General features: G+C 72.1%; 25 protein-coding genes. 13 read left to right on the top strand and 12 right to left on the bottom strand.

The features are described from left to right. Positions 1-50: 50 nt before the first annotated feature. Positions 51-1,373 carry a M16 family metallopeptidase gene (locus BKA05_RS11090; protein WP_179531485.1) on the top strand — a complete coding sequence of 441 codons (1,323 nt, stop codon included), beginning with the start codon at positions 51-53 and terminating at the stop codon, positions 1,371-1,373. A 51-nt stretch (positions 1,374-1,424) separates the two neighbouring features. Here the strand turns inward: BKA05_RS11090 and BKA05_RS11085 are convergent, their stop codons facing one another. The 3 genes from BKA05_RS11085 to BKA05_RS11075 are packed head-to-tail and all read right to left on the bottom strand — an operon-like array spanning position 1,425 to position 3,190. Further along, positions 1,425-1,964, bottom strand: coding sequence for a hypothetical protein (locus BKA05_RS11085; RefSeq protein WP_179531484.1), 540 nt, complete (start codon positions 1,962-1,964; stop codon positions 1,425-1,427). Next, entirely contained in the window at positions 1,961-2,620 is a 660-nt protein-coding gene (locus BKA05_RS11080) for a transposase (protein ID WP_179531483.1), read from the bottom strand. The genes BKA05_RS11085 and BKA05_RS11080 overlap by 4 nt, the downstream gene beginning before the upstream one ends. A gap of 54 nt (positions 2,621-2,674) precedes the next feature. Beyond that, entirely contained in the window at positions 2,675-3,190 is a 516-nt protein-coding gene (locus BKA05_RS11075; RefSeq protein WP_179531482.1) for a class I SAM-dependent methyltransferase, read from the bottom strand. Positions 3,191-3,313: 123 nt separating this feature from the next. Here BKA05_RS11075 and dapB point away from each other — a divergent pair, with 123 nt between their 5' ends. Next, the gene (gene dapB, locus BKA05_RS11070; protein ID WP_343045624.1) at positions 3,314-4,072 is read left to right on the top strand and encodes a 4-hydroxy-tetrahydrodipicolinate reductase; all 759 of its coding nucleotides are present in this window, start codon (positions 3,314-3,316) and stop codon (positions 4,070-4,072) included. 230 nt (positions 4,073-4,302) lie between these two features. Here dapB and BKA05_RS11065 read toward each other — a convergent pair whose 3' ends face one another. The 4 genes from BKA05_RS11065 to BKA05_RS11050 are packed head-to-tail and all read right to left on the bottom strand — an operon-like array spanning position 4,303 to position 6,482. After that, complete coding sequence (locus BKA05_RS11065) at positions 4,303-4,617, bottom strand: AzlD domain-containing protein (RefSeq protein ID WP_179531480.1); 315 nt, start codon at positions 4,615-4,617, stop codon at positions 4,303-4,305. Continuing rightward, complete coding sequence (locus BKA05_RS11060) at positions 4,614-5,312, bottom strand: AzlC family ABC transporter permease (RefSeq protein ID WP_179531479.1); 699 nt, start codon at positions 5,310-5,312, stop codon at positions 4,614-4,616. Before BKA05_RS11060 ends, BKA05_RS11065 begins: the two co-directional genes overlap by 4 nt. 7 nt (positions 5,313-5,319) lie before the next feature. Then, complete coding sequence (locus tag BKA05_RS11055; protein ID WP_343045623.1) at positions 5,320-5,874, bottom strand: GNAT family N-acetyltransferase; 555 nt, start codon at positions 5,872-5,874, stop codon at positions 5,320-5,322. After that, the gene (locus tag BKA05_RS11050; protein WP_218842394.1) at positions 5,871-6,482 is read right to left on the bottom strand and encodes a DUF3043 domain-containing protein; all 612 of its coding nucleotides are present in this window, start codon (positions 6,480-6,482) and stop codon (positions 5,871-5,873) included. The genes BKA05_RS11055 and BKA05_RS11050 overlap by 4 nt, the downstream gene beginning before the upstream one ends. Before the next feature lie 177 nt (positions 6,483-6,659). On the opposite strand from BKA05_RS11050, the gene BKA05_RS11045 reads away from it, so the two are divergent. The 4 genes from BKA05_RS11045 to BKA05_RS11030 all read left to right on the top strand — a co-directional run bounded on the left by BKA05_RS11045 (position 6,660) and on the right by BKA05_RS11030 (position 10,349). Further along, entirely contained in the window at positions 6,660-7,454 is a 795-nt protein-coding gene (locus tag BKA05_RS11045) for a PspA/IM30 family protein (protein WP_179531478.1), read from the top strand. Between the two features lie 42 nt (positions 7,455-7,496). Then, on the top strand, positions 7,497-8,423 hold the full coding sequence (gene htpX, locus BKA05_RS11040; RefSeq protein ID WP_179531477.1) for a zinc metalloprotease HtpX: 927 nt from the start codon (positions 7,497-7,499) through the stop codon (positions 8,421-8,423). A 13-nt stretch (positions 8,424-8,436) separates the two neighbouring features. Beyond that, positions 8,437-9,015: a PspA-associated protein PspAB gene (gene pspAB, locus BKA05_RS11035; RefSeq protein ID WP_179531476.1), complete on the top strand. Its 579-nt coding sequence runs from the start codon at positions 8,437-8,439 to the stop codon at positions 9,013-9,015. Positions 9,016-9,146: 131 nt separating this feature from the next. Next, on the top strand, positions 9,147-10,349 hold the full coding sequence (locus BKA05_RS11030; protein ID WP_179531475.1) for a sensor histidine kinase: 1,203 nt from the start codon (positions 9,147-9,149) through the stop codon (positions 10,347-10,349). A 54-nt stretch (positions 10,350-10,403) separates the two neighbouring features. Here BKA05_RS11030 and nadA read toward each other — a convergent pair whose 3' ends face one another. Both nadA and BKA05_RS11020 read right to left on the bottom strand, forming a co-directional pair. Continuing rightward, on the bottom strand, positions 10,404-11,579 hold the full coding sequence (gene nadA / locus BKA05_RS11025; protein ID WP_179531474.1) for a quinolinate synthase NadA: 1,176 nt from the start codon (positions 11,577-11,579) through the stop codon (positions 10,404-10,406). A gap of 71 nt (positions 11,580-11,650) precedes the next feature. After that, positions 11,651-12,538 (bottom strand): GNAT family N-acetyltransferase, encoded by an 888-nt coding sequence (locus tag BKA05_RS11020; protein ID WP_343045622.1) that lies wholly within the window; start codon positions 12,536-12,538, stop codon positions 11,651-11,653. Between the two features lie 35 nt (positions 12,539-12,573). On the opposite strand from BKA05_RS11020, the gene BKA05_RS11015 reads away from it, so the two are divergent. Then, positions 12,574-13,662 carry a glycerate kinase family protein gene (locus BKA05_RS11015; RefSeq protein WP_179531473.1) on the top strand — a complete coding sequence of 363 codons (1,089 nt, stop codon included), beginning with the start codon at positions 12,574-12,576 and terminating at the stop codon, positions 13,660-13,662. Positions 13,663-13,755: 93 nt separating this feature from the next. Continuing rightward, positions 13,756-14,112 (top strand): iron-sulfur cluster insertion protein ErpA, encoded by a 357-nt coding sequence (gene erpA / locus BKA05_RS11010; protein WP_179531472.1) that lies wholly within the window; start codon positions 13,756-13,758, stop codon positions 14,110-14,112. A gap of 83 nt (positions 14,113-14,195) precedes the next feature. On the opposite strand, the gene BKA05_RS11005 is transcribed toward erpA, so the two are convergent. Next, complete coding sequence (locus BKA05_RS11005; RefSeq protein WP_179531471.1) at positions 14,196-14,420, bottom strand: hypothetical protein; 225 nt, start codon at positions 14,418-14,420, stop codon at positions 14,196-14,198. A gap of 133 nt (positions 14,421-14,553) precedes the next feature. Between BKA05_RS11005 and BKA05_RS11000 the strand changes: the two genes are divergently transcribed. Continuing rightward, positions 14,554-15,486 carry a carbohydrate kinase family protein gene (locus BKA05_RS11000; protein WP_246290215.1) on the top strand — a complete coding sequence of 311 codons (933 nt, stop codon included), beginning with the start codon at positions 14,554-14,556 and terminating at the stop codon, positions 15,484-15,486. Positions 15,487-15,500: 14 nt separating this feature from the next. Here BKA05_RS11000 and BKA05_RS10995 read toward each other — a convergent pair whose 3' ends face one another. Together BKA05_RS10995 and BKA05_RS10990 are read right to left on the bottom strand one after the other, a co-directional pair. Continuing rightward, positions 15,501-15,770: a sulfurtransferase TusA family protein gene (locus tag BKA05_RS10995; RefSeq protein WP_343045621.1), complete on the bottom strand. Its 270-nt coding sequence runs from the start codon at positions 15,768-15,770 to the stop codon at positions 15,501-15,503. Beyond that, entirely contained in the window at positions 15,770-16,894 is a 1,125-nt protein-coding gene (locus tag BKA05_RS10990; RefSeq protein ID WP_179531469.1) for an aminotransferase class V-fold PLP-dependent enzyme, read from the bottom strand. The genes BKA05_RS10995 and BKA05_RS10990 overlap by 1 nt, the downstream gene beginning before the upstream one ends. 111 nt (positions 16,895-17,005) lie before the next feature. On the opposite strand from BKA05_RS10990, the gene ctaC reads away from it, so the two are divergent. The 4 genes from ctaC (at position 17,006) to BKA05_RS10970 (ending at position 21,487) form a co-directional block, all read left to right on the top strand. After that, positions 17,006-17,938 carry an aa3-type cytochrome oxidase subunit II gene (gene ctaC / locus BKA05_RS10985; protein WP_246289790.1) on the top strand — a complete coding sequence of 311 codons (933 nt, stop codon included), beginning with the start codon at positions 17,006-17,008 and terminating at the stop codon, positions 17,936-17,938. Further along, positions 17,935-19,680 (top strand): aa3-type cytochrome oxidase subunit I, encoded by a 1,746-nt coding sequence (ctaD, locus tag BKA05_RS10980; RefSeq protein ID WP_179531468.1) that lies wholly within the window; start codon positions 17,935-17,937, stop codon positions 19,678-19,680. Before ctaC ends, ctaD begins: the two co-directional genes overlap by 4 nt. After that, positions 19,680-20,096 carry a cytochrome c oxidase subunit 4 gene (locus BKA05_RS10975; RefSeq protein ID WP_179531467.1) on the top strand — a complete coding sequence of 139 codons (417 nt, stop codon included), beginning with the start codon at positions 19,680-19,682 and terminating at the stop codon, positions 20,094-20,096. The genes ctaD and BKA05_RS10975 overlap by 1 nt, the downstream gene beginning before the upstream one ends. Positions 20,097-20,263: 167 nt before the next feature. After that, complete coding sequence (locus BKA05_RS10970; RefSeq protein WP_179531466.1) at positions 20,264-21,487, top strand: L,D-transpeptidase; 1,224 nt, start codon at positions 20,264-20,266, stop codon at positions 21,485-21,487. The last annotated feature ends 126 nt before the right edge of the window (positions 21,488-21,613 follow it).

The following is a 21,613-nucleotide window of genomic DNA, read 5'->3' as shown; positions in this document are numbered from 1 at the left end:
GCTCGGGCGGGTCGGCCGCTTCCCCGCCACGGACAGACCGGAGCGACCCCATGAGCACCATCCAGTCCAGCGCCATGCGCGCGACGACCACGCTGTCGGAGACGACCGACGACGACGGCCTGGCCACCTCCGTCGTACGCCGCACCCTGCTGCCCTCGGGGCTGCGCATCGTGACCGAGCAGATGGCCGGGGTGCGCTCGGCGAGCATCGGCGTGTGGGTCGGTGTCGGCTCCGCCGACGAGGACGAGACGCTGCACGGCTGCTCGCACTTCCTCGAGCACGTGCTCTTCAAGGGCACGGGGACCCGCTCTGCCATGGACATCTCGGTGGCCCTCGACGCCGTCGGTGGGGAGTTCAACGCCTTCACCGCCAAGGAGTACACCTGCTTCCACGCGCGGGTGCTCGACGTCGACCTCGACCTGGCCGTGGACGTGCTCGGCGACATGATCACCGACTCCACGATCACCGCCGAGGACGTCGAGGCCGAGCGCGACGTGATCCTCGACGAGATCGCGATGCACGACGACGACCCCGACGACGTGGTGCACAACCTCTTCGCCGCGCAGGCCTACGGCGAGCACACCGCGCTCGGTCGCCCGATCGCGGGGACCGTCGAGTCGATCACCGCCCTCACCCGTGACCAGGTGGCGCAGTTCCACCGGGTGCACTACCGCCCGGCGACCATCGTGGTGTCGGTCGCCGGCAACGTCGAGCACGACCGGGTGGTGGAGCTGGTCGAGGCGGCCTTCGCGCGCAACGGGTTCCTCGACCGCGTCGAGTCACCCGTCTCACGACTGGGGGAGGGGACCCTCTCCCCGGTGCACCCGGGGACCGCGACCACCCGGCGACCCTTCGAGCAGGTCAACCTCGTGCTGGGGATGGAGGGCATCGCCCGCAACGACCCGCGCCGCTTCGCCCTGTCGATCCTGAGCACCGCCCTGGGCGGGGGCACCTCCTCCCGCCTGTTCCAGGAGGTGCGCGAGCGTCGCGGGCTGGCCTACTCCGTCTACGCCTTCGCCTCCCACCACGCCGACTCGGGTCTGGTCGGGGTGTCCGTCGGGTGCCTGCCGGCCAAGCAGGACGAGGTGCTCGTGGTCGTCCGTGAGCAGCTGGCCCTGGTGGCCAGGGACGGGATCACCGCCGAGGAGCTCGAGCGTGGCAAGGGCCAGCTCCGGGGTGGGCTGGTGCTGGGCCTGGAGGACTCCGGGTCGCGGATGGCCCGCCTGGGCAAGTCCGAGCTCGTGCACGACCGGTTGCTCACCCTCGACGAGGTGCTCGCCCACATCGACGGGGTCAGCCTGGAGGACGTCGCCTCGGTGGCGGCCGAGATCTTCTCCCGGCCCGAGGTGCTCGCGGTGGTCGGTCCCTCCTGAGGCCCGCCCGGCGCCCGCGCCGGTGCCCCGTCTGGGTGTCCTGCTCGCCGCTCAGGCGAGCACGACGCAGGCGGCGCAGGCTGCGGCCCACAGCACGCTGGCGAAGGTCCCGATGATGAACCGCTCGGCCACCGCGCCCGTGCCGGCGTTGCGCAGCTCCGGGTAGCGACCCAGGCCCTTGAGCGCCAGCACCACCGCGAGGCCCTCGGGCCAGCCGGCGACGAGCGAGGCGAGGACGCCGGCACGCTCCAGCGCGCCGATCCAGGCGCCGCCCCGCAGCAGCTGGCCGGCCTGCTCCAGGGTGTCCGGGCCGTCGTCGGCATCCACCAGGTCGAACAGCGACGTGGTGACCGGGCCGCCCCCGAGGACGGCGAGCCCGGCGGCCAGGGCGACCAGCAGGGTGCGGGGGGCGTCGCCGTGGAGCGTGAGGTCGGCGGCCCCGGCCCACCCCAGGGCGGTGACCAGCAGCCCGAGGGCGGCAGGTGCCCAGATCCGCCGACCGCGGGAGGACCACGCCCAGGCAGCGGCCACGAGCGCGGCGGCCAGCAGCACCAGCAGCATGGCTCCCGCGGCGTCGACCTGCCAGGTCATCGCACGACCTCCCGGGGGGCGGCTGACCCGGCTGCGTCCACGGCGAGCGCGGCGAGGTGGGCGACCAGCTCGCGGCCTCGGGCGCCCTCGACGGCGCCGGCAGCCCGAGCACGCTGGGTCACGGCGCTCTGTGAGATGCCGAGCCGGCGTGCCGCCCGGTCGTGCGTGTCGCCGGCGTCGAGGAGGTCGACGACCTCCCACCCACGGTCGGTACGCCGCTGCAGCAGCGACGCCCACAGCCACAGGGCCGACTCGAGGGCCCGTCCGGCCCGCTGCTCGTCGTCGGTCACCCCGACGACCACCCGGAGCCCGGCGGGGGCGTGACGTGCCGCCTCGACCCCGTCGCGGGCATGGACGAACGCCGGTCCCCGCGCCTCGCGCACGTCCCGCGGGAGCGGGGACTCGACGGGACCGATGCCGAGGCCGACGCGCCACCGGCCGTCGCGCAGCACGACCTCCAGGAGCGCGGGCAGGTGGTCGGGGTCGCCGACGAGGCCCTGCACCTCGTCGCCGGCCGTGCGCTGGAACGACAGGCGGGAGGGGAGGGGGGCGAGTGCCTCGAGGAGGGCGGTGACGTGGTCGGGGGCGGCGCGGCTGCCGCGTTGGTCCACGGTGAGGACGATGTCCACCGGGGCGTGCGGATCACCGTTCGGCATCGGACCTCCCTGATCAGGCTGCAGCCTAATGTACGGCGATCATCAGGCTGTGACCTAACGGCGTCCGATGATCCCGACGCAGGCCGGGACCTTCCGCTGCACGACCGAGACCCGGAACCCGGCGCTGCTCAGGGCCGCAGAGGTCTTCTCCACGATCTCGGCGACCTGGTCGGGGCGGGTGGCCTCGAAGAAGATGTAGACCGCACCGCCGGGCAGCACGCGCTCGTGCAGCAGGGCCACCTCGTCGCTGCAGTCGCGCACCCAGAACAGGTTGACGTTGAAGGCGTAGACCTTGTGCAGTCGCTTGACCGGCACCCGCAGGGTGGCCAGGTCGATCTGGCGCACGGTGAGCCGGCCGGCCTCGAGGTACTTCGCGCACCGGCGCTTGGTCCGGTCCACGCCGGACTCGGAGCGGTCGATCGCGAACAGCTTGCCGGTCTCCAGCCGGCTGCAGATCAGCTCCGCGCCGTAGCCGGGACCACACCCGATCTCCAGCACGTGGTCACCGGGCTGGACGTCCATGAGGTCGACCGACCAACGGATCCGGGCCGGAATGGTCTGCAGCACCATGGGGGCAAGACTGCCAGAAGTGTCCGGCGTCCGGTGGCGGGGTCGGCCCCGGTGTCGCAGGCAGGCGGTCTGCGTCACGTGGGCGGGGCCCGATGTGGAACGCTGGCCCGCGTGGAGAACGCAGTGAGCAGCACGGTCCGGCGGGTCGGCGTCCTGGGCGCCCGGGGCAAGGTCGGCACCGAGGTGTGCCGCGCCGTCGAGCAGGCCGAGGACCTCGAGCTCGTGGCCGCGATCGACGCCGAGGACGACATCGCCGCGCTCGTGGAGCGCGGCGCCGAGGCGGTGGTGGACTTCACGCACCCCGACGTGGTCATGGACAACCTCGAGTTCTGCGTCGACCACGGGATCCACGCCGTCGTCGGCACGACGGGCTTCGACGACACCCGGCTCGCGAGGCTGGAGTCGTGGCTGGCAGAAGCGCCCGCCACCGGCGTGCTCATCGCCCCCAACTTCTCCATCGGCGCGGTGCTGATGATGCGTTTCGCCGCCGAGGCCGCGCGCTTCTACGAGTCGGTCGAGATCGTCGAGCTGCACCACCCGGACAAGGCCGACGCTCCGTCGGGCACCGCCCGGCGTACCGCCGAGCTGGTCGCGGCCGCCCGGCGGGAGGCCGGCCTGGGCCCGGCGCCGGACGCCACCAGCACCGCGCTCGAGGGCGCGAGGGGTGCCGATGTCGACGGCGTGCCGGTCCACGCCCTGCGCATCCGCGGCATGGTCGCCCACCAGGAGGTCGTGCTGGGTGGCGTGGGGGAGACCCTCACGATCCGTCACGACTCCATGGACCGCGCGTCGTTCACCCCGGGGGTCCTCGCGTCGCTGCGCGCCATCTCCGGGCGCCCCGGGCTGACCGTGGGGCTGGAGAAGCTGCTCGACCTCGGCTGAGCGTCGCACGACCTGCAGAAAGTCGCAGTGCAGGAACCTGAGGCGACCCATGGGTTCCCAGGTGGTCTGGACCTTTGCCAGGCTCGTCCTCAGCGGTCGGCCCCACCGACCCCGGGTCCGGGACCGCGCCGAACGGAAACGGTGCGGCCCCAGCGGTGCCGGTGCCCTCCGTGGGGGAGGGGCCCGGTGCCGTGCGGAGCCCGCTCCGGAGCACTCCGGGGCGGGCTCCCTCAGGTCATCAGACCGAGCTGGCGCAGCACCGCGGCCGTGACCGCCGAGCCGATGACCACCACCAGGAACGGTGCCCGGGCCAGCAGCAGCACGAGGGCGGCCAGCAGTCCGGCGGCCCGGGCGTCCAGCAGCACCCGCTGGTCGCCCCCGAAGACCTGCACCGCGACCAGTCCGGCCAGCAGCGCCACCGGCAGCCGGTCCGCCACCGCCCGCACCCGCGGTCTGTCCAGCACCGCGGCCGGGACGGAGAGGCCGGCGAGCTTGAGCAGGTAGCAGGCCGCGGCGCCGCCCAGCACCGCCCCCCAGGCGCTCACGCGGGGGTCCGCCGTCCGTCGAGCACCCCGGCCAGGAGGGCGACGCTCCCCGCCAGCAGGACCGGCAGTCCCGAGGGCACCAGCGGCACGACCAGCAGCGCCACCGCCGCCGCGGCCAGGGCGAGGCGCCGGCTCTGCGTGTCCTGCAGGCGAGGCCACAGCAGCGCCAGGAAGGCGCCACCCACAGCGGCGTCGAGGCCGTAGGTCCGCGGGTCCCCCATGACCGAGCCCCCGACGGCACCCAGGAGCGTGAAGAGGTTCCAGAGGACGAAGACACCGAGACCGGTCGTCAGGAAGCCGGTGCGTGCCAGCGCCCGTGTCGGTCTGGTGATGGACATGGCCGTGGACTCGTCGATCACCAGGTGGGCGGCCGCGAGGCGTCGGGCGCCCCGCCAGGCGAGCAGGGGGGCCAGTCGCAGGCCGTAGAGGGTGTTGCGGGTGCCCAGCAGGGCGGCGGTGAGCGCACCGGTGACGGCCGGGCCGCCGGACCCGAGGACGCCGACCAGGGCGAACTGCGAGGCCCCGGTGAACATCAGCAGGGACAGCGCACAGGTCTGGGCGACGTCGAGCCCGGAGGCCACCGACACGGCGCCGAAGGACGCGCCGTACAGACCGGTCGCCACCGCGACCCCCAGGCTGTCGCGCACCACGCGGCGGTGCGCCTCGTGGGCCTGGTCGGGCAGCTGCCCGGTCACTGCCCGGTCACTGCCGCAGGTCGGTGTGCAGCCGCACCTGCTTCACGCGTACCGCGCCGGCGCCGTCGAGGTCCAGCTCGCGGTGGGCGCCGTCCGGGGCCCACCCCGCACCGTCGAGGAAGCCGCGCAGGTCGTCGTCGGAGGCCACCAGCCACGTGACGGCACGGGTGAAGCGGTCCGCGCGCAGCGTGTCGACGGCCGCCTGCAGCAGCCGGCTGCCGTGGCCCTGGCGACGCTCGTCGGGGTCCAGCACGACCTCGGCCAGCTCCCCGTCGGCGACGGGGTCGCAGTCGGGGTCGGTCGCGGGGCCGGTGAGCGCGAAGCCCACGACCCGGTTGCGCTCCAGCGCGACCAGCACCCGCTGACGCGCGTCGGTGGGGCGGGCCAGCGACTGCTCCCAGGTGCGGGTCGCCTCCTCGAGCGCCTCCGGCCCGGTCGGGAACGCCTCGGGCGGCAGCACGTCGGCGTACATCCGTGGCCAGGCGCGCAGCTGGAGGGCGGCGACCGCCGCGGCGTCCTCGGCCCAGGCGACACGGACCGAGACGTCGGCCGTGGGGCTCACCGGTAGTGCTCGGGCAGCTGCTGGCCGATCTTGACCTGGGCCTTGGGCATCCGCATGAACTTCATCTGCATGGCCCGGCTGATGGCGTACCAGGTGGTGCCCTTGGTGCTCTCGCCCGGGAAGCGCTGCGCCAGCTGGCGACGGACCCGGAAGCGCAGCTGGATCATGTCCACGACGACCAGCAGCACGGTCAGCATCAGCACCGTGCTGCCGATGCCGGCGAGCGTCTGGTTGCCGGAGTAGCTGAGGATCATCGTCACGATCAGCACCGGGACGATGACGTCGATGAAGGAGAACCGCGAGTCGACGTAGTCGCGGATGAACCGGCGCACCGGGCCCTTGTCGCGGGGGAGCAGGAAGCGCTCGTCGCCGGACTTCATGGCGGCACGCACCTTCGCGGAGTTCTCCGCCCGCTGGGCACGGGCCGCGGCGGCCTGCTCCTTGCGGGTGCGCGGGACCTTCGCACGGGCCCTGGCCGCGGCCTCGGCCTCCTTGCGCGACGGGGTGGGCCGCCCCTTGCCGGGGGTGCCCTTGCCGGGAGTGGTGGACCCGTCGGCCGCCTCGGAGATGGTCTCGGGGGCCGACTCGGACTTCGAACGACGGAACAACGTGGGCCTGTCTGCTGCGGGGACTGGTGCGGGTCCCGGCGCCGGCGGAGGCGCCGTGGGACGCACGCCAGACTACCGGTGCGGTCCGGACCCGTGCCCGCGCGTTGCCGCCGAGCCGTAGGGTGAGGGGCGACCGAGAGACACCGACCACGACCTCGTGCGAGAAGGACCGTCACCATGAGCCTCTGGAAGCGCATCACCCTGATCTTCAAGTCGAAGGCCAGCAAGGCGCTCGACCGTGCCGAGGACCCGCGCGAGACCCTCGACTACAGCTACCAGCGCCAGCTGGAGCTGCTCACCAAGGTGCGCCGTGGGGTCGCGGACGTCGCCACCAGCCGCAAGCGGGTCGAGCTGCAGATCAACCAGCTCGAGCAGCAGGCCGCGAAGCTCACCGACCAGGCCCAGAAGGCCATCGACATGGGTCGCGAGGACCTCGCCCGTGAGGCGCTGACCCGCAAGTCCGGCCTCACCGGCCAGATCAACGACCTCAAGGTGCAGCTCGCGCAGCTGCAGGGCGAGGAGGAGAAGCTCACGCTGGCCCAGCAGCGGCTGCAGGCCAAGGTGGAGAGCTTCCGCACCCGCAAGGAGACCATCAAGGCGACCTACACCGCGGCCGAGGCGCAGACCCGCATCAACGAGGCGGTCTCCGGCATCGGCGACGAGTTCGGTGACGTGGGCGCCGCGATCGCCCGCGCGGAGGACAAGACCGCGCAGATGCAGGCCCGTGCCGGCGCGATCGACGAGCTGATCGCCTCCGGTGCCCTCGACGACGCCTCCTCCCTCAACGCCGGCGACGACATCGCGCGGGAGCTGGAGTCGATGAGCAGCCAGGCCGACGTCGAGGCCGAGCTGGCCGCGATGAAGGGCGGCAAGGCTGCGCCCGACGCGATCGAGTCGGGCGAGTCGGCGGGCTCGGGGCCGATCCTCGAGGCGGCCGAGGAGAAGGTCGAGCAGCCCGAGGACCGCGCCTGAGCCCCTCAGGCTCCTCTTGGGACGGCCAGGGACACTGGGGACATGGCGCGTACTCGTTTCGTCGGTGACGCCGGGCTGACCGTCCGGATGACGACGGTCATGTTCCTGCTCGGCGGGTTGTTCGTGGCCCTGGTGGTGGCGCTGATGGCGATCGCCGGCGGCTACGGAGGGATGGGTTTCGCCCTCATCGTCGGGTTCATCGGCATCGGCATCGCGATCTACCAGTGGTGGAGCAGCGACACCGTGGCCATGAAGGCGATGCGGGCCCGCGAGGTCACCCCCCAGCAGGCGCCCGAGCTGCACGCCATGGTCGACCGGCTGTGCGTGCTCGCCGACATGCCCAAGCCGCGGGTGGGCGTGGCCGACACCAGCCTGCCCAACGCCTTCGCCACGGGGCGCTCGCCGGACCGGTCGGTCGTGGTGGTCACGACCGGCATCCTGCAGCTGCTCACCGCCGAGGAGCTCGAGGGCGTGCTCGCCCACGAGCTCGCGCACGTGGCCCATCGCGACGTGCTCGTGATGACCGTCGCCTCCTCGGCCGGCATCGTCGCCGGCATGGTCACCCAGGGCGCGCAGTACGGCGCGATGTTCGGCGGGCACCGCCGCGAGGGCAACTCCGCGCTGCCGGTGTGGCTGCTCATGCTGCTCGTGAGCATGGTCGTGTACGCCGTCAGCTTCCTGCTGCTCAAGCTGCTCTCGCGCTACCGCGAGCTCTCGGCCGACCGTGCCGGGGCCTACCTCACCATGAAGCCGGCTGCCCTGGCCTCGGCGCTGCAGAAGATCAGCGGGGGGATGAACGCCATCCCCGACCGCGACCTGCGCGCCAGCCAGGCCATGAACGCCTTCTTCATCGCCCCGGCGATCAAGGGTGTGTCCCTGCGGACCCTCACCTCGACGCATCCCTCCCTCGAGCAGCGGCTCGAGCAGCTGGCCCGCATCCAGGCCGAGCTCGGCCGGCCCACCCCGTGACCGGGCGACGCTGATGGGCCTGCTCGACTCGATCCTGGGGCGCAGCCGCCCCAAGCAGGCCAACCTCGACGCGCTCTTCGCGGTGCCCTCGGCCGCGATCACGCTGCGGGCGGCCGTGGGTCTGGCCCCCACCGGTCTCGGCGCGGTCTGCTACCGCCCCGCGGGCGGGGCCGCCTTCGCCCAGGCCGAGCAGGAGATCGTCGAGCTGCTGCGCGGAGCCGCCGACGCACCCGACGTACGCCTCGAGCACGACGAGTTCGGTTTCACCTGGCTCGTCGTCGACGACGACCCCGACGACGTCGAGGGACTGGTCACCGACCTGCACGCGGTCAACACCACGTTGGAGTCCCACGGCTTCGGTCCGGGCCTGCTGTGCTCGCTGGTGCCCTTCGAGGACGCCACAGGTCGCAGGGCCGGGCTGGTCTACCTCTACAAGCAGGGGTCGTTCTACCCCTTCGCGCCCCAGACCGGGGCCGGGCGGGCCCGGGACAACCTGCTGGAGATCCAGCTCCGCGACCTGCTGGCTGGCGAGCTCCCCGTCGAGCGCGAGATGTCGCGGTGGCTCGCCCTGTGGGGCGCCCCCGGCCTGTGATCCGCGGGTGTGATTTCCCCCGATCCGGTCGCTTTCGGACCGGTTCGGCCGCGCGGGGCGCCGGCCGCTCCCTAGCCTGTGCCCCGAGCAGACGTCGGCGGGACGTCGACGTGGGGCAGGACGGGACGGTCATGAGCGTGACGAGCGACGAGAAGCGTGTGCTGGAGATCGATCGCTACCACGTGCTCCTGGCGCCCCCTCGCGCCGACCTGGTGGCGCTGGTCGAGGTGGCCGCGCAGGTCGCGCAGGTGCCGCTGGCCACGATCAACCTCATCACCGACACCGAGCAGCACCAGATCGCCACGGCCGGCTTCGACGCCTCCATCTGTGCGCGCGAGGACTCCATGTGCAACCTCGTCCTGCACGAGAAGGAGCCGGTCATCGTGCCGGATGCCTCGCAGGACCCACGCTTCAAGGACAACCCGTTCGTGACCGGGGAGATCGGTGACGTCCGCTTCTACGCCACGCACCAGCTGCGCACGCCGGGCGGCATCGTGATCGGGACCCTGTGCGTCTTCGACACCGAGCCCCGGGACCTGGGGGACGACCAGGAGCAGGCGCTGCTCACGCTGGCCGACCGCGTCGTCGACCTGCTCGAACTGGAGCTGCGCACCCGGGAGCTGACCAGCGCCGTGGCGGAGCTCGGTGCGGCGCACGCGGAGCTGGAGCGCTCCAACCAGGTGCTGACCGCCTTCGCCGGTCAGGTCGCCCACGACCTGCGCAACCCGCTCTCGGCCGTCCGGATGTCGCTGGACCTGCTGCAGGAGCAGGTGGAGTCGCCCGATCTCGACGCCGAGACCCTGGCCTACGTCGCCACCCGCGCCACGAGCGGTGCCGAGCGGATGCAGAGCCTGATCGACGACCTGCTGGCCTACGCACGCGTGGGCGGGCAGATGGGGCGCGGGGAGGTCGACCTCGAGGCGGTCGTGGCCGACGTCCGTGCCGACCTGGCCGTGGCCCTCGAGGGCGCCGAGGTCACGGTGGGTCCGCTGCCCACGGTGACCGGTGACGAGGTCCAGCTGCGGGCGGTCCTGCAGAACCTCGTGGCCAACAGCGCCAAGTTCGCCGCCCCGGGGGAGCGAGCCCGGATCGAGGTCTGCGGCACCACGACGGCACACGGCTGGCGGCTCGAGGTGATCGACCACGGTCTCGGCGTCCCCGAGGCGGACCGCGGACGCGTGTTCCTCCCGCTGGCGCGCGCCCACGAGACCGTGGAGGGCCACGGCATCGGGCTGGCGACGGTCCGCCGGATCATCGACGCCCACCACGGGCGGATCGGGATCGACGAGACGCCGGGTGGCGGCGCGACCGTGTGGATCGAGCTGCCGCGCTGACCCACGCCACGCGGGCCGGCTCGGACGGGGCCGGTGGGGCGAGCCGCTGTCGGCTCAGTCCTTGGCGGTCTTCCCGGGCAGCGACAGCATCCGCTCCAGGGCGACCAGGGCCCACTTCTCGGTCTCGGGGTCGACCTCGATCCGGTTGACCACGACTCCGTCGACCAGGGACTCCAGTGCCCACACCAGGTGCGGCAGGTCGATCCGGTTCATCGTCGAGCAGTAGCAGACGTTGCGGTCCAGGAAGGCGATCTTCTTGTCCGGGTGGGAGTCGGCCAGCCGCTTGACCAGGTTCAGCTCGGTGCCGATGGCCCACGACGACCCGGCCGGGGCGGCCTCGATCGTCTGGATGATGAACTCGGTGGAGCCGATCAGGTCGGCCTTGAGGACGACCTCGTGCTTGCACTCGGGGTGGACCAGGATGTTGATGTCGGGGTCGGCCGCGCGCAGGTCGTCGACGACGTCCTCGGAGAAGCGGCCGTGGACCGAGCAGTGCCCCTTCCACAGGATCATCCGCGCGTCGCGCAGCTGCTGCTCGGTGAGGCCGCCGTTCGGGCGGTGCGGGTCCCACACGACGCAGTCGTCGAGGGAGAGCCCCAGCTGCAGCACGGCGGTGTTGCGGCCGAGGTGCTGGTCGGGCAGGAACAGCACCTTGGTGTCCGGCCCCTGCTGCTCGTAGGCCCACTCCAGGGCGGTCTGGGCGTTGCTCGAGGTGCACACGACACCGCCGTTGCGCCCGCAGAACGCCTTGATGTCGGCGCTGGAGTTCATGTAGGTCACCGGGACGACCTGCTGCTGGACCCCGGCGGCGGCCATCGCGTCCCAGGCCGCCTCGACCTGGGTCAGGCGGGCCATGTCGGCCATCGAGCAGCCGGCGGCGAGGTCGGGCAGCACGACCTGCTGCTCGGGCTTGGTGAGGATGTCGGCGGACTCGGCCATGAAGTGCACGCCGCAGAAGACGATGAACTCGGCGTCGGGACGTGCCGCGGCGTCCCGTGCCAGCTTGAAGGAGTCACCGGTCACGTCGGCGAACTGGATGACCTCGTCGCGCTGGTAGTGGTGCCCCAGCACGAACACGCGACTGCCCAGTGCCTCCTTGGCCGCCTGCGCCCGCGCGACGAGGTCGGGGTCGGAGGCGGCGGGCAGGTCGCCCGGGCACTCCACGCCCCGCTCGGCGGAGAGGTCCTTGCCGCGTCCCAGCGGCAGCAGCGGCAGGTCCACGGTGCTCATGGGTCCAGCCTAGGCCGGAGGCGTGTGCGAGCGCTCACCGAGTCGTGGGAGAGCGGGTCGTGGAGCCCGGGTCAGAGCAGCGCGCCGTTGTGCAGGTACGGCGTCGGCGGCTTCATCCCCCGGACCCCGAGGTAGCCCTCGGTGCGGACCGTGAGGCCGGCAGCCAGTCCGACCTGGAGCGCCCACTGGTTGGCGCCGGTGACGTGGGGGACCTCCGCGTCACCGGTGGCGGTCAGCAGCGCCGCCCACAGCAGCCGCGCAGCCGTGCGCCGGTCGGTCGCGGCCAGGGCCGCGACCCGGCCGTCGTCGGCGTAGACGTAGCCCGACGCGGACCGGCTCTCGAGCACCAGCGCGGGGGCCATCTCGGCCAGCAGGTCGTGGTCGGAGCCGCGTCCGGCGCCGCGGCACCGTCGGTCCACCGAGTCCATCAGCTCCCGGTCGCTCGACCGGGCCTCCCGGACGGCCCCGAGCGTCGGGGCGGTCGAGGTGTCGGGGCGTCCCGAGAGCACCATCTGGGGATGGAGGTCGAAGCCGGCCGCCTGGTAGCGGCGTACCGCCCGGGGGTCGGAGGAGGACGAGAGCAGCCCGCGCAGGCACCCCACCGAGTGCTGCAGGGCCGCGTCGAGCAGGGGCCTGCCCACACCGCCCTGTGCCTCGGGCAGCACCGCGAAGGTGGCCAGCGCCCACAGCGTCTCGCGGCGCAGCGAGGTCGCCATCCCGACGGTGCGCCCGTCGAGGTCGGCGACCCAGCAGCCGGGGCCGTCGGTCGCGAGCAGGCGGGCCGTCCGGTCGATCCACCGCTGCGATCGTGCGGCGGGGCGGCGCTCCGGCTCGGGGTCGGTGGCACGCCGGGTGGCCAGGTCGACCTGGAGGAACGCCTCGGCGCTGATCTGCTCGGCCACCTCGACGTCCTCGGGGCGCATCGGCCTCACGACCAGGCCCGCCCGAGACTCCGCCACGACACCCGAACCTACCCGTGCGTGAGGATGGGGTCATGCGAGTTCTGGTGGCACCCGACAAGTTCGCGGGCACCCTGACCGCCGTCGAGGCGGCGGAGGCGATCGCCGAGGGCTGGCGCCGGCGCTCCCCGGGGGACGAGATCGACCTCGCCCCGATGTCCGACGGCGGCCCCGGCTTCGTCGACGTGCTGCACGCCGCGACCGGCGGCGAGCTCGTCGTCGTCACGGTGACCGGTCCGCTCGGTGAGCCGACGCCGGCCACCCTCCTGCTCAGCGGGGACACGGCGTACGTCGAGAGCGCGCAGGCCTGCGGGGTGCACCTGACCGGCGCCGAGGGGGTCGAGCTCGCGACCACCGTCGGGGTGGGGCAGCTGGTCGCCGCGGCCGTCGATGCCGGCGCGACCACCGTCGTGGTGGGTCTCGGCGGCAGCGGCACCAACGACGGTGGGGCCGGGCTCCTGCACGCTCTCGGTGCCACTGCGGACCGTCGGCTCGACGCCGGCCCGCTGGGCCTGGCCGACGTCACGTCCGTGGACCTGGCGCCCGCGCGCGAGCGGCTCGCCGGGGTGCGTCTGGTCGCGGCCAGCGACGTGGACAGCCCGCTCACGGGGCTCTTCGGGGCCACCAAGACCTTCGGGCCGCAGAAGGGCCTGGAGGAGGGCCGCATCGCGCTCGTCGACGGCCTGCTCGAGCAGCTGGCCGTCGCCACCGACCGTCGGCTCTCCCTGGAGAAGGGGGCCGGGGCCGCGGGCGGCCTGGGGTTCGCGCTGATGCTGCTCGGCGCGACCCGCGAACCCGGGATCGACCTGGTCGCGGCTGCCGTGGACCTCGAGGCCCGTGCCCGGGCGGCCGACGTCGTCGTCACCGGTGAGGGGGCCTTCGACTTCTCCAGCCGCTCCGGCAAGGTCCCGTACGGCGTCGCGGAGATCTCCGCCCGGGCGCTGCGGCCCTGCGTGGCACTGGCCGGGCAGGTGCTGGTGGGGTCACGGGAGATGCGGGCACTCGGTGTCGAGGCGGCGTACTCGCTGGTCGAGCTGGTGGGGGAGGAGCGGGCCCTGGGGCAGCCGGCGCAGGCGCTGGGCGAGCTCGCGGAGCGGGTGGCCCGGACGTGGTCGAGGGAATAGCCGACCCTCGCCTACCATTGACCCTGGTGGACACCGGTCCGAGGCCGGACCACCGACCCAGACCCCCGCACCTCTAGTTGGGAGCACCACGACATGACCGAGCAGGTCGAGACCGAGCGTCGTACCGACAGCATCAACCTCAGCTCCGTCGCGGCGGCGAAGGTGAAGAGCCTGCTGGAGCAGGAGGGTCGCGACGACCTCCAGCTGCGGATCTCCGTGCAGCCCGGTGGCTGCTCGGGCCTGCGCTACCAGCTGTTCTTCGACGAGCGCACGCTCGACGGTGACGTCGTCACCGACTTCGACGGCGTGGCCGTCGTGGTCGACCGGATGAGCGTCCCCTACCTCAACGGCGCGATGATCGACTTCGTCGACAGCATCGAGAAGCAGGGCTTCACCATCGACAACCCGAACGCCACGGGCTCGTGCGCGTGTGGAGACAGCTTCCACTGAGCCAGGCCCTCGAGCCGACGTACGACGAAGCCCCCGACCGGACCGGTCGGGGGCTTCATCGTCGTTGCAGTGGACGGGTGCCGTCAGTCCAGGTGCAGCGAGAGCGCGTTGGCGATGCGCTGGGCGGCCTCGCCGATCTCGATGTCGCGCTTCGGGACCTCGCGCGGGTAGTCGGCGAAGTGGATGGAGGGTGCCGGCCGGGTCGCGTGCGCGGCCGCGCGGGCCAGGTGACGCTCCAGGGTGCTCCGGGTGGAGACGGCGTCGGCGTGCATCTGCGCCATGGTGCTCAGGTCGTCGTAGGAGGCCATGTCCTCGACGCTATTGGCTACTGGGGGGTACTCCCAGCTGTACCGATCGGTAGTGTTGCGCCACGTGTCTGAGACCACTGGAACCACTGCCGGGGCGCTGCTCATCGCGGGCTCCATCGCCACCGACCACCTGATGAGCTTCGCGGGCAAGTTCGAGGACTCCCTCGTCGTCGAGCAGCTGCACAAGCTGTCGGTGTCGTTCCTGGTCGACGACCTGGAGATCCGCCGCGGCGGCGTCGCGCCGAACATGTGCTTCGGCCTGGCGGCCCTGGGTTTGCGGCCGGTGCTGGTCGGCTCGGCCGGCGAGGACTTCTCCGACTACCGCTCCTGGCTCGAGCGGCACGGCGTCGACTGCGAGAGCGTGCGGATCTCGGAGTCCAAGCACACCGCCCGCTTCGTGTGCACCACCGACTCCACCATGGCCCAGTTCGCCTCGTTCTACCCCGGCGCGATGAGCGAGGCCCGGCTGATCGAGCTCGCCCCGATCGTCTCCCGTGTCGGCGAGCCCGCCTACGTCCTCATCGGTGCCGACGACCCCGACGGGATGCTGCGCCACACCGAGGAGTGCCGCCAGCGCGGCTACCCCTTCATCGCCGACCCCAGCCAGCAGCTGGCCTTCGGCGAGGGCGAGCTGATCCGCGAGCTCATCGACGGCGCCGCGATCCTGTTCTCCAACGAGTACGAGTCGCACATGATCGAGCAGAAGACCGGTTGGTCGGCCGACGAGGTGCTCGCCAAGGTCGGGCTGCAGGTCACCACGCTCGGCGCCGACGGCGTGCGGATCAAGCGTCAGGGCGAGGAGGACATCGTGGTCCCCGCCGCCAAGGACGTCGCCGCCGTGGAGCCGACCGGTGTCGGGGACGCGTTCCGGGCCGGCTACCTCGCGGCCACCGCGTGGGGCGTCGGGCTCGAGCGGGCCGCCCAGGTCGGCTGCGTGCTCGCGGCGTACGTCGTGGAGACGGTCGGCACGCAGGAGTACCACTTCACCGGGTCGGACTTCGTGGCCCGCCTCGAGGCGTCGTACGGCGCCGAGGCCGCGGCCGAGGTCCGCCCCTTCGTGGGCTGAGCCGCGGCTGGGGGTCAGCTGACCCGTCGTACGCGGTAGCGCGGGACCCCGTCGGGGGCGGAGTCCTCCCCGAGGTACTCCTGCCCGCGCATCCGGCACCACGCCGGGACGTCGGTGCGGGCCGCGACGTCCTCCACCACCACCGCGACCACCCCGCCGACGGGCACGTCGGTGTGGCGACGACCGAGCTCGATCACCGGTTGGGGGCACAGCATCCCGCGGCAGTCGAGCTCCAGGTCCGGCTCGCGTGGCTCGCCGGGGGTCACGATGGGGCTGCTGTCCACTACAGACCCACCTCGGAGCGCAGCCGGCCCACGACGTCGGGCAGCAGCGCGAGGAGGTCCTCGACCTGCTGCTCGGTGACGTCACGGCCCAGCGAGATGCGCACGTTCCCGTGCGTGAGCGCCCCCATCGCCGCCAGCACGTGACTCGGCTCCAGCGTCGAGGCCGTGCACGCCGATCCGCTCGCGACGCCGAAACCGGCCCGGTCCAGCTCGCGCACCAGCGCCTCGCCGCTGAGGTAGAGGCAGGAGAAGGTCACCAGGTGGGGGAGTCGGTCCTCCGGGTCGCCGACGACCTCGGTGTCGGGGAGGGTCGCCGCGACCGCGCGGATGTGGTCCACGAGGCGTCGGCGACGGGCGTCGACCTCCTCGCGCTCGGCGAGCGTGGCCTGGAGCGCGGCCGCCGCGGCCAGGCTCCCGGCCACGTCGGGCAGCGCCCCACCGAAGTCCTGCGGCTCGGGGTCGCCGGGGAAGGGGTTGGTCCACCGGGTGCCGCGGCGCACGAGCAGCACACCGATCCCGGGTGGCCCCGCCCACGAGGTGGCGGCGCCCGCAGCGACGGCCCAGTGCTGCGCGGGGAGGTCGAGGAGGCCCAGGGAGGCGGAGGCGTCGACGAACAGGGGGACCCCGTCCGGGAGCGGGAGGGCGCCGGCCGGCTGGAGGGTGCCCACCTCGTGGTTGGCCAGCTGGCAGGCGACGGCCGCGGTGCTGCCCCCGGCGTGCTCGACCAGGTCGTGCTCGTCGACCCGGCCGGTCGCGTCCACCGGGACCTCGACGACCTCGCCCGTGTGCAGGCGGGTCCACCAACGGGCGGCGTGGCGGACGTGGGCGTGCTCGACACCCGGGAGCACGAGCCGGGTGCCGACGTGACGACGAGCCTCGGCCAGGCCGAGGAAGCCGCGCTGGACCGCGTCGAGGGGACTGGTGAACCAGACCTCGTCACGCCGCACGCCCAGCGCGTCCGCCACGGCCTCGCGAGCGTTGTCGAGGAGCAGCCGGGCGTCCCGGCCCGGACCGTGCAGCGCCCTGGGGTCGGCGTACCCGCGCGCCAGGGCCGCCTCGAGGACCTCCCGGGCCGCCGGGTGCAGGGGAGCGCCCGCGGCTGCGTCGAGGTGTGCGTGTGCCACGCGCCGACCCTACGACCGGGCCGTCCCAACCCCCACCCTGGTCCCGACCTCGTCGCCGGATGGCGGTAGTGTGACCAGCACTCCTGATCGTTTGAGAGGAAGGCTCCACCGTTGAGTCTGCAGCACCCCTTCGGAGCGCCCTTGCGCCGCCGCGGTCGGGCCGCTCGTGCGGGCCTCGCCGTCGCCCTCAGCGCCCCTGTCCTGCTGCTCGCCGGCTGCTCGGCGGAGTCGCGTGGTGAGTGGGAGCGCCTGGCCATGCCCGAGCCCGTCACCGAGCAGGGGGAGAGCACCCTCGCACTGTGGCAGGGCGCCTGGATCGCCGCCCTCGTGACCGGTGTCATCGTGTGGGGCCTCATCGGCTACGCCGTGGTGGCCTACCGCCGCCGCAGCGACGACGAGATCCCGGTCCAGACGCGCTACAACCTGCCGCTGGAGATCTTCTACACGGTCGCCCCGGTGATGATGGTCGTGGTGTTCTTCGTGCACACGGTGCGCGTGCAGAACATCGCGCTGGCCGACGACCCCGTGCCGGACAACATCGTGGAGGTGACCGGCCAGCAGTGGTCGTGGACCTTCAACCACGGTGTCGGAGCGCTGGACGTCGAGGCCAACGAGGACAACACCGACAAGGAGTTCCCCTACTCCGAGTACGCCTACGAGGTCGGGACCGCCTCCTACATCCCGACGCTGTGGCTGCCCGTCGACGAGACGACGCGCTTCAACCTGCACAGCCCCGACGTCATCCACGACTTCGGCGTGCCGGGCTTCCTCATGAAGATGGACGTCATCCCCGGCCGGGTGAACTCCTTCCAGCTCAAGCCGACCGAGGAGGGCGAGTACCTCGGCAAGTGCTACGAGCTGTGCGGGGTCTACCACTCCCGGATGCTCTTCAAGGTCAAGGTCGTCAGCCGCGAGGAGTACGACGACTACGTCGCCGGCCTCGTCGCCGAGGGCAACGACTCCGACCTGCCGCTGATCGGCGGCGACGACGCCCGCACCCAGGCGGGCCTGGACACCGACGAGACCGAGGGAGAGGGCGAATGACCGCCACCGCGGCCCACCCGACTCAGGAGAGCGGACGCAAGACCCTGGGCGAGCTCACGGTCCGGATGCTGACCACGACCGATCACAAGCTGATCGGCAAGATGTACCTCATCACGTCGTTCGCGTGGTTCCTGGTCGGCGGCGTCATGGCCCTGCTGATCCGCGCCGAGCTCTTCGCGCCCGGCTCGCAGGTCGTCAACGACGAGCTGTACAACCAGCTGTTCACCATGCACGGCACGATCATGCTGCTGCTGTTCGCGACCCCGCTGTTCTTCGGGTTCGCCAACGTCATCATGCCTCTGCAGATCGGCTCCCCGGACGTCGCGTTCCCGCGCCTGAACATGTTCAGCTACTGGCTGTTCCTCTTCGGCGGCCTGATCGCCGCCTCCGGCTTCCTCACCCCCCAGGGCGCGGCCGACTTCGGCTGGTTCGCCTACACCCCGCTCTCCGACGCCGTGCGCTCGCCCGGCGTGGGCGGTGACCTGTGGATCATGGGTCTGTGGATGGCCGGTCTGGGCTCGATCCTCGGTGCGGTCAACTTCATCACCACGATCATCTGCATGCGCGCCCCGGGCATGACGATGTTCCGCCTGCCGATCTTCGTGTGGAACGTCCTGATCACCAGCCTGCTGGTGCTGATCGCGTTCCCGATCCTGGCCGGTGCGCTGCTGTCCCTGGAGGCCGACCGGCTGCTGGGCGCCCACGTGTTCGACACCGCGCACGGTGGCGCGATCCTGTGGCAGCACCTGTTCTGGTTCTTCGGGCACCCCGAGGTCTACATCATCGCGCTGCCGTTCTTCGGCATCGTGACCGAGATCCTGCCGGTCTTCAGCCGCAAGCCGATCTTCGGCTACGTCGGCCTGGTCGGCGCCACGCTCGGCATCGCGATCCTCTCGGTGGCGGTGTGGGCCCACCACATGTTCGTCACCGGGGCGGTGGACCTGCCGTTCTTCTCCGGCATGACCTTCCTCATCGCGGTGCCGACCGGCGTGAAGTTCTTCAACTGGATCGGCACCATGTGGGGCGGGTCGTTGTCCTTCGACACCCCGATGCTGTGGTCGGTCGGCTTCTTGACGACCTTCCTCTTCGGTGGCCTCACCGGCATCATCCTGGCCAGCCCGCCGCTGGACTTCCACGTCTCCGACTCCTACTTCGTGGTCGCGCACTTCCACTACGTCGTCTTCGGCACCGTGGTGTTCGCGATGTTCGCCGGCTTCTACTTCTGGTGGCCGAAGATGACCGGCCGGATGCTCGACGAGCGCCTGGGCAAGCTGCACTTCTGGATCCTCTTCGTCGGGTTCCACCTGACGTTCCTGGTCCAGCACTGGCTCGGTGTCGAGGGCATGCCGCGTCGCTACGCCGACTACCTGCCCGAGGACGGCTTCACCTTCCTCAACCAGGTCTCGACCGTGGGCGCGTTCCTGCTCTCGCTCTCGATGCTGCCGTTCTTCTACAACCTCTACGTCTCGCGGAAGGCTCCGCTCGTCGGTGTCGACGACCCGTGGGGCTGGGGCCGGTCGCTGGAGTGGGCCACCTCGTGCCCGCCGCCGCGGCACAACTTCCACACCATCCCGCGCATCCGCTCCGAGTCGCCGGCCTTCGACCTCCACCACCCGGAGATCGCCGCCCTCGACCTCGACCAGAACGAGGCTGCCGCCAACGGTGACTTCGCCGACGCGCCGGACATGACGGGCCGTGACGGCGTCGTGCGGGGCGAGACCTCCGAGGGGGAGAACTCCTGATGAAGGCTGAGACCTGGATCTTCGCGATCACCACGATCTTCCTGGTGCTCGTCACGCCGTCGTACTGGTTCATCACCGGTGCCGGCGAGACCGGTGCCGACTGGACCGGCACGTCGGCCCTGACCATGACGGGGCTGCTGACCCTCATGGTGACGCTGTACCTCGGCTTCCACGCCCGCAAGATGGAGCCGCGCCCCGAGGACAAGCTCGACGGCGAGATCGCCGACGGTGCCGGTGAGCTCGGCTTCTTCCCGCCGTACTCCTGGTGGCCGCTGTGGGCCGCCGCGACGCTCGGCGTGATGGTCTTCGGCCTGGCCATGGCCGCCTGGTGGCTGTTCATCATCGGCGGTGTGCTCGGCGCCCTGGCCACCTGCGGCCTGGTCTTCGAGTACTACCGGGGTGAGCACGCTCACTGAGGTCCGCCACGGATCTCTGCGGTCTGCACCGCAACCATTCGCACGCGCTCCGCGTCTCCTCTTCGGGGGAGGCGCGGAGTTCGTCGTCTCCGGGCCTGCGCCTTTACCCTGGGGACGTCCGCACCGGCCGTCCTCGCCGTCGCACACCTCGTGGGGAGAACCTGTCGATGACCGCCCGATCCGTCCGCCGTCCCGGCGCCGCCGTGGCGTCCCTGAGCCTCCTGGCGCTGGTCAGCGCGGGCCTGAGTGCCTGTGAGAGCGGCTCGGCCCTGCCGGGGTCCCAGCAGGACTCCGGCGACCCCTCGACCGGGGCCACCGCAGAGCCGGCAGCCCAGCCGCGACTGCGGCTCAACGTGCGCCGCGGCGCGAGCGAGGTACCGGTGGACACCGTGCTCGCTGTGCGGGCCGAGCACGCGTCCCTGGAGACGGTGACGGTCTCGTCCGAGGCCGGCGCCGTGGAGGGCGAGCTGGCCAGTGACGGCGCGACCTGGCGAGCCGACGAGCGGCTCGAGCCGGGCGCGGCGTACACCGTGCGCAGCGTGGGTCGCACGGCTGCCGGGGACGAGGTCACCCGGGTGGCGCGCTTCACCACCGCGGACCTCTCGCTCGCCGAGCAGACCTACGCCTCGATCGCGCCCCTGGACGGCGAGACAGTCGGCGTGGGTATGCCGGTGGTCGTCACCTTCGACGTCCCCGTCACCGACCGGGCGGAGTTCGAGCGACACATGCACGTGCAGTCGACCCCCCGCCAGGCGGGCACCTGGCACTGGGTGAGCGACTCCGAGGCGCACTGGCGCCCGCGGACGTACTGGAAGGCCGGTACGCAGGTGCACGTCGACCTCGACGTCAACGGCGTCGCCGCCGGCGAGGGGGTCTACGGGCAGCACGACCGCGAGATCGACTTCCAGGTCGGCGACGCACACGTCTACCGGGTCGATGCCCGGACCCACCAGATGAAGGTCTTCTCCAACGGCGAGCTGCTGCGCACCCTCCCGGTGACGACGGGCAAGCCGGGCTTCGAGACCCGCAACGGCGTGAAGGTCATCATCGAGAAGTTCGACGAGAAGCGGATGAACTCCGAGACCGTCGGGATCTCCGCCGGCTCCTCGGAGGCCTACGACATCGACGACGTCCAGTGGGCGATGCGCCTGACGTACTCCGGTGAGTTCATCCACGCCGCACCGTGGTCGGTCGGCAGCCAGGGGAGGGCCAACGTCTCGCACGGCTGCACCGGCATGTCCACCGCCGACGCCGGCTGGCTCTACGCGATGACCCGCCGCGGGGACGTGGTCGAGACCGTGGGCACCGAGGGCGACGACATGACGCTGACCAACGGGTACGGCGACTGGAACGCCAGCTTCAAGGAGTACCGCGAGGGTTCTGCGCTGTAGGAGCGCAGCGACGCTCCGGAAACGACTCAGCCCCCGGTCCGATCGGACCGGGGGCTGAAGTCTCGTGCTGCTGAGTCAGCGTCGCGACTGGGTCTCGACACGCGGGTCACGGCTTCGCACGCTCAG

Origin of the sequence: Nocardioides marinus (genome assembly GCF_013408145.1) — a bacterium.
In the GTDB taxonomy this organism is placed as follows: domain Bacteria; phylum Actinomycetota; class Actinomycetes; order Propionibacteriales; family Nocardioidaceae; genus Nocardioides; species Nocardioides marinus.
The sequence above is the reverse complement of the archived record's forward strand: the minus strand, read 5'-3'. Positions and strand labels throughout refer to the sequence as shown.

Coding starts and splice junctions, on each gene's coding strand:
- BKA05_RS11005 (WP_179531471.1), bottom strand. CDS start 14,420: ATGGCCTCCTACGACGACCTGAGCACCATGGCGCAGATGCACGCCGAC.
- BKA05_RS11090 (WP_179531485.1), top strand. CDS start 51: ATGAGCACCATCCAGTCCAGCGCCATGCGCGCGACGACCACGCTGTCG.
- BKA05_RS10970 (WP_179531466.1), top strand. CDS start 20,264: ATGACCGCCCGATCCGTCCGCCGTCCCGGCGCCGCCGTGGCGTCCCTG.
- ctaD (WP_179531468.1), top strand. CDS start 17,935: ATGACCGCCACCGCGGCCCACCCGACTCAGGAGAGCGGACGCAAGACC.
- BKA05_RS11085 (WP_179531484.1), bottom strand. CDS start 1,964: ATGACCTGGCAGGTCGACGCCGCGGGAGCCATGCTGCTGGTGCTGCTG.
- BKA05_RS11045 (WP_179531478.1), top strand. CDS start 6,660: ATGAGCCTCTGGAAGCGCATCACCCTGATCTTCAAGTCGAAGGCCAGC.
- BKA05_RS11075 (WP_179531482.1), bottom strand. CDS start 3,190: ATGGTGCTGCAGACCATTCCGGCCCGGATCCGTTGGTCGGTCGACCTC.
- erpA (WP_179531472.1), top strand. CDS start 13,756: ATGACCGAGCAGGTCGAGACCGAGCGTCGTACCGACAGCATCAACCTC.
- pspAB (WP_179531476.1), top strand. CDS start 8,437: ATGGGCCTGCTCGACTCGATCCTGGGGCGCAGCCGCCCCAAGCAGGCC.
- BKA05_RS11080 (WP_179531483.1), bottom strand. CDS start 2,620: ATGCCGAACGGTGATCCGCACGCCCCGGTGGACATCGTCCTCACCGTG.
- BKA05_RS11000 (WP_246290215.1), top strand. CDS start 14,554: ATGAGCTTCGCGGGCAAGTTCGAGGACTCCCTCGTCGTCGAGCAGCTG.
- BKA05_RS11030 (WP_179531475.1), top strand. CDS start 9,147: ATGAGCGTGACGAGCGACGAGAAGCGTGTGCTGGAGATCGATCGCTAC.
- BKA05_RS11015 (WP_179531473.1), top strand. CDS start 12,574: ATGCGAGTTCTGGTGGCACCCGACAAGTTCGCGGGCACCCTGACCGCC.
- nadA (WP_179531474.1), bottom strand. CDS start 11,579: ATGAGCACCGTGGACCTGCCGCTGCTGCCGCTGGGACGCGGCAAGGAC.
- BKA05_RS10975 (WP_179531467.1), top strand. CDS start 19,680: ATGAAGGCTGAGACCTGGATCTTCGCGATCACCACGATCTTCCTGGTG.
- htpX (WP_179531477.1), top strand. CDS start 7,497: ATGGCGCGTACTCGTTTCGTCGGTGACGCCGGGCTGACCGTCCGGATG.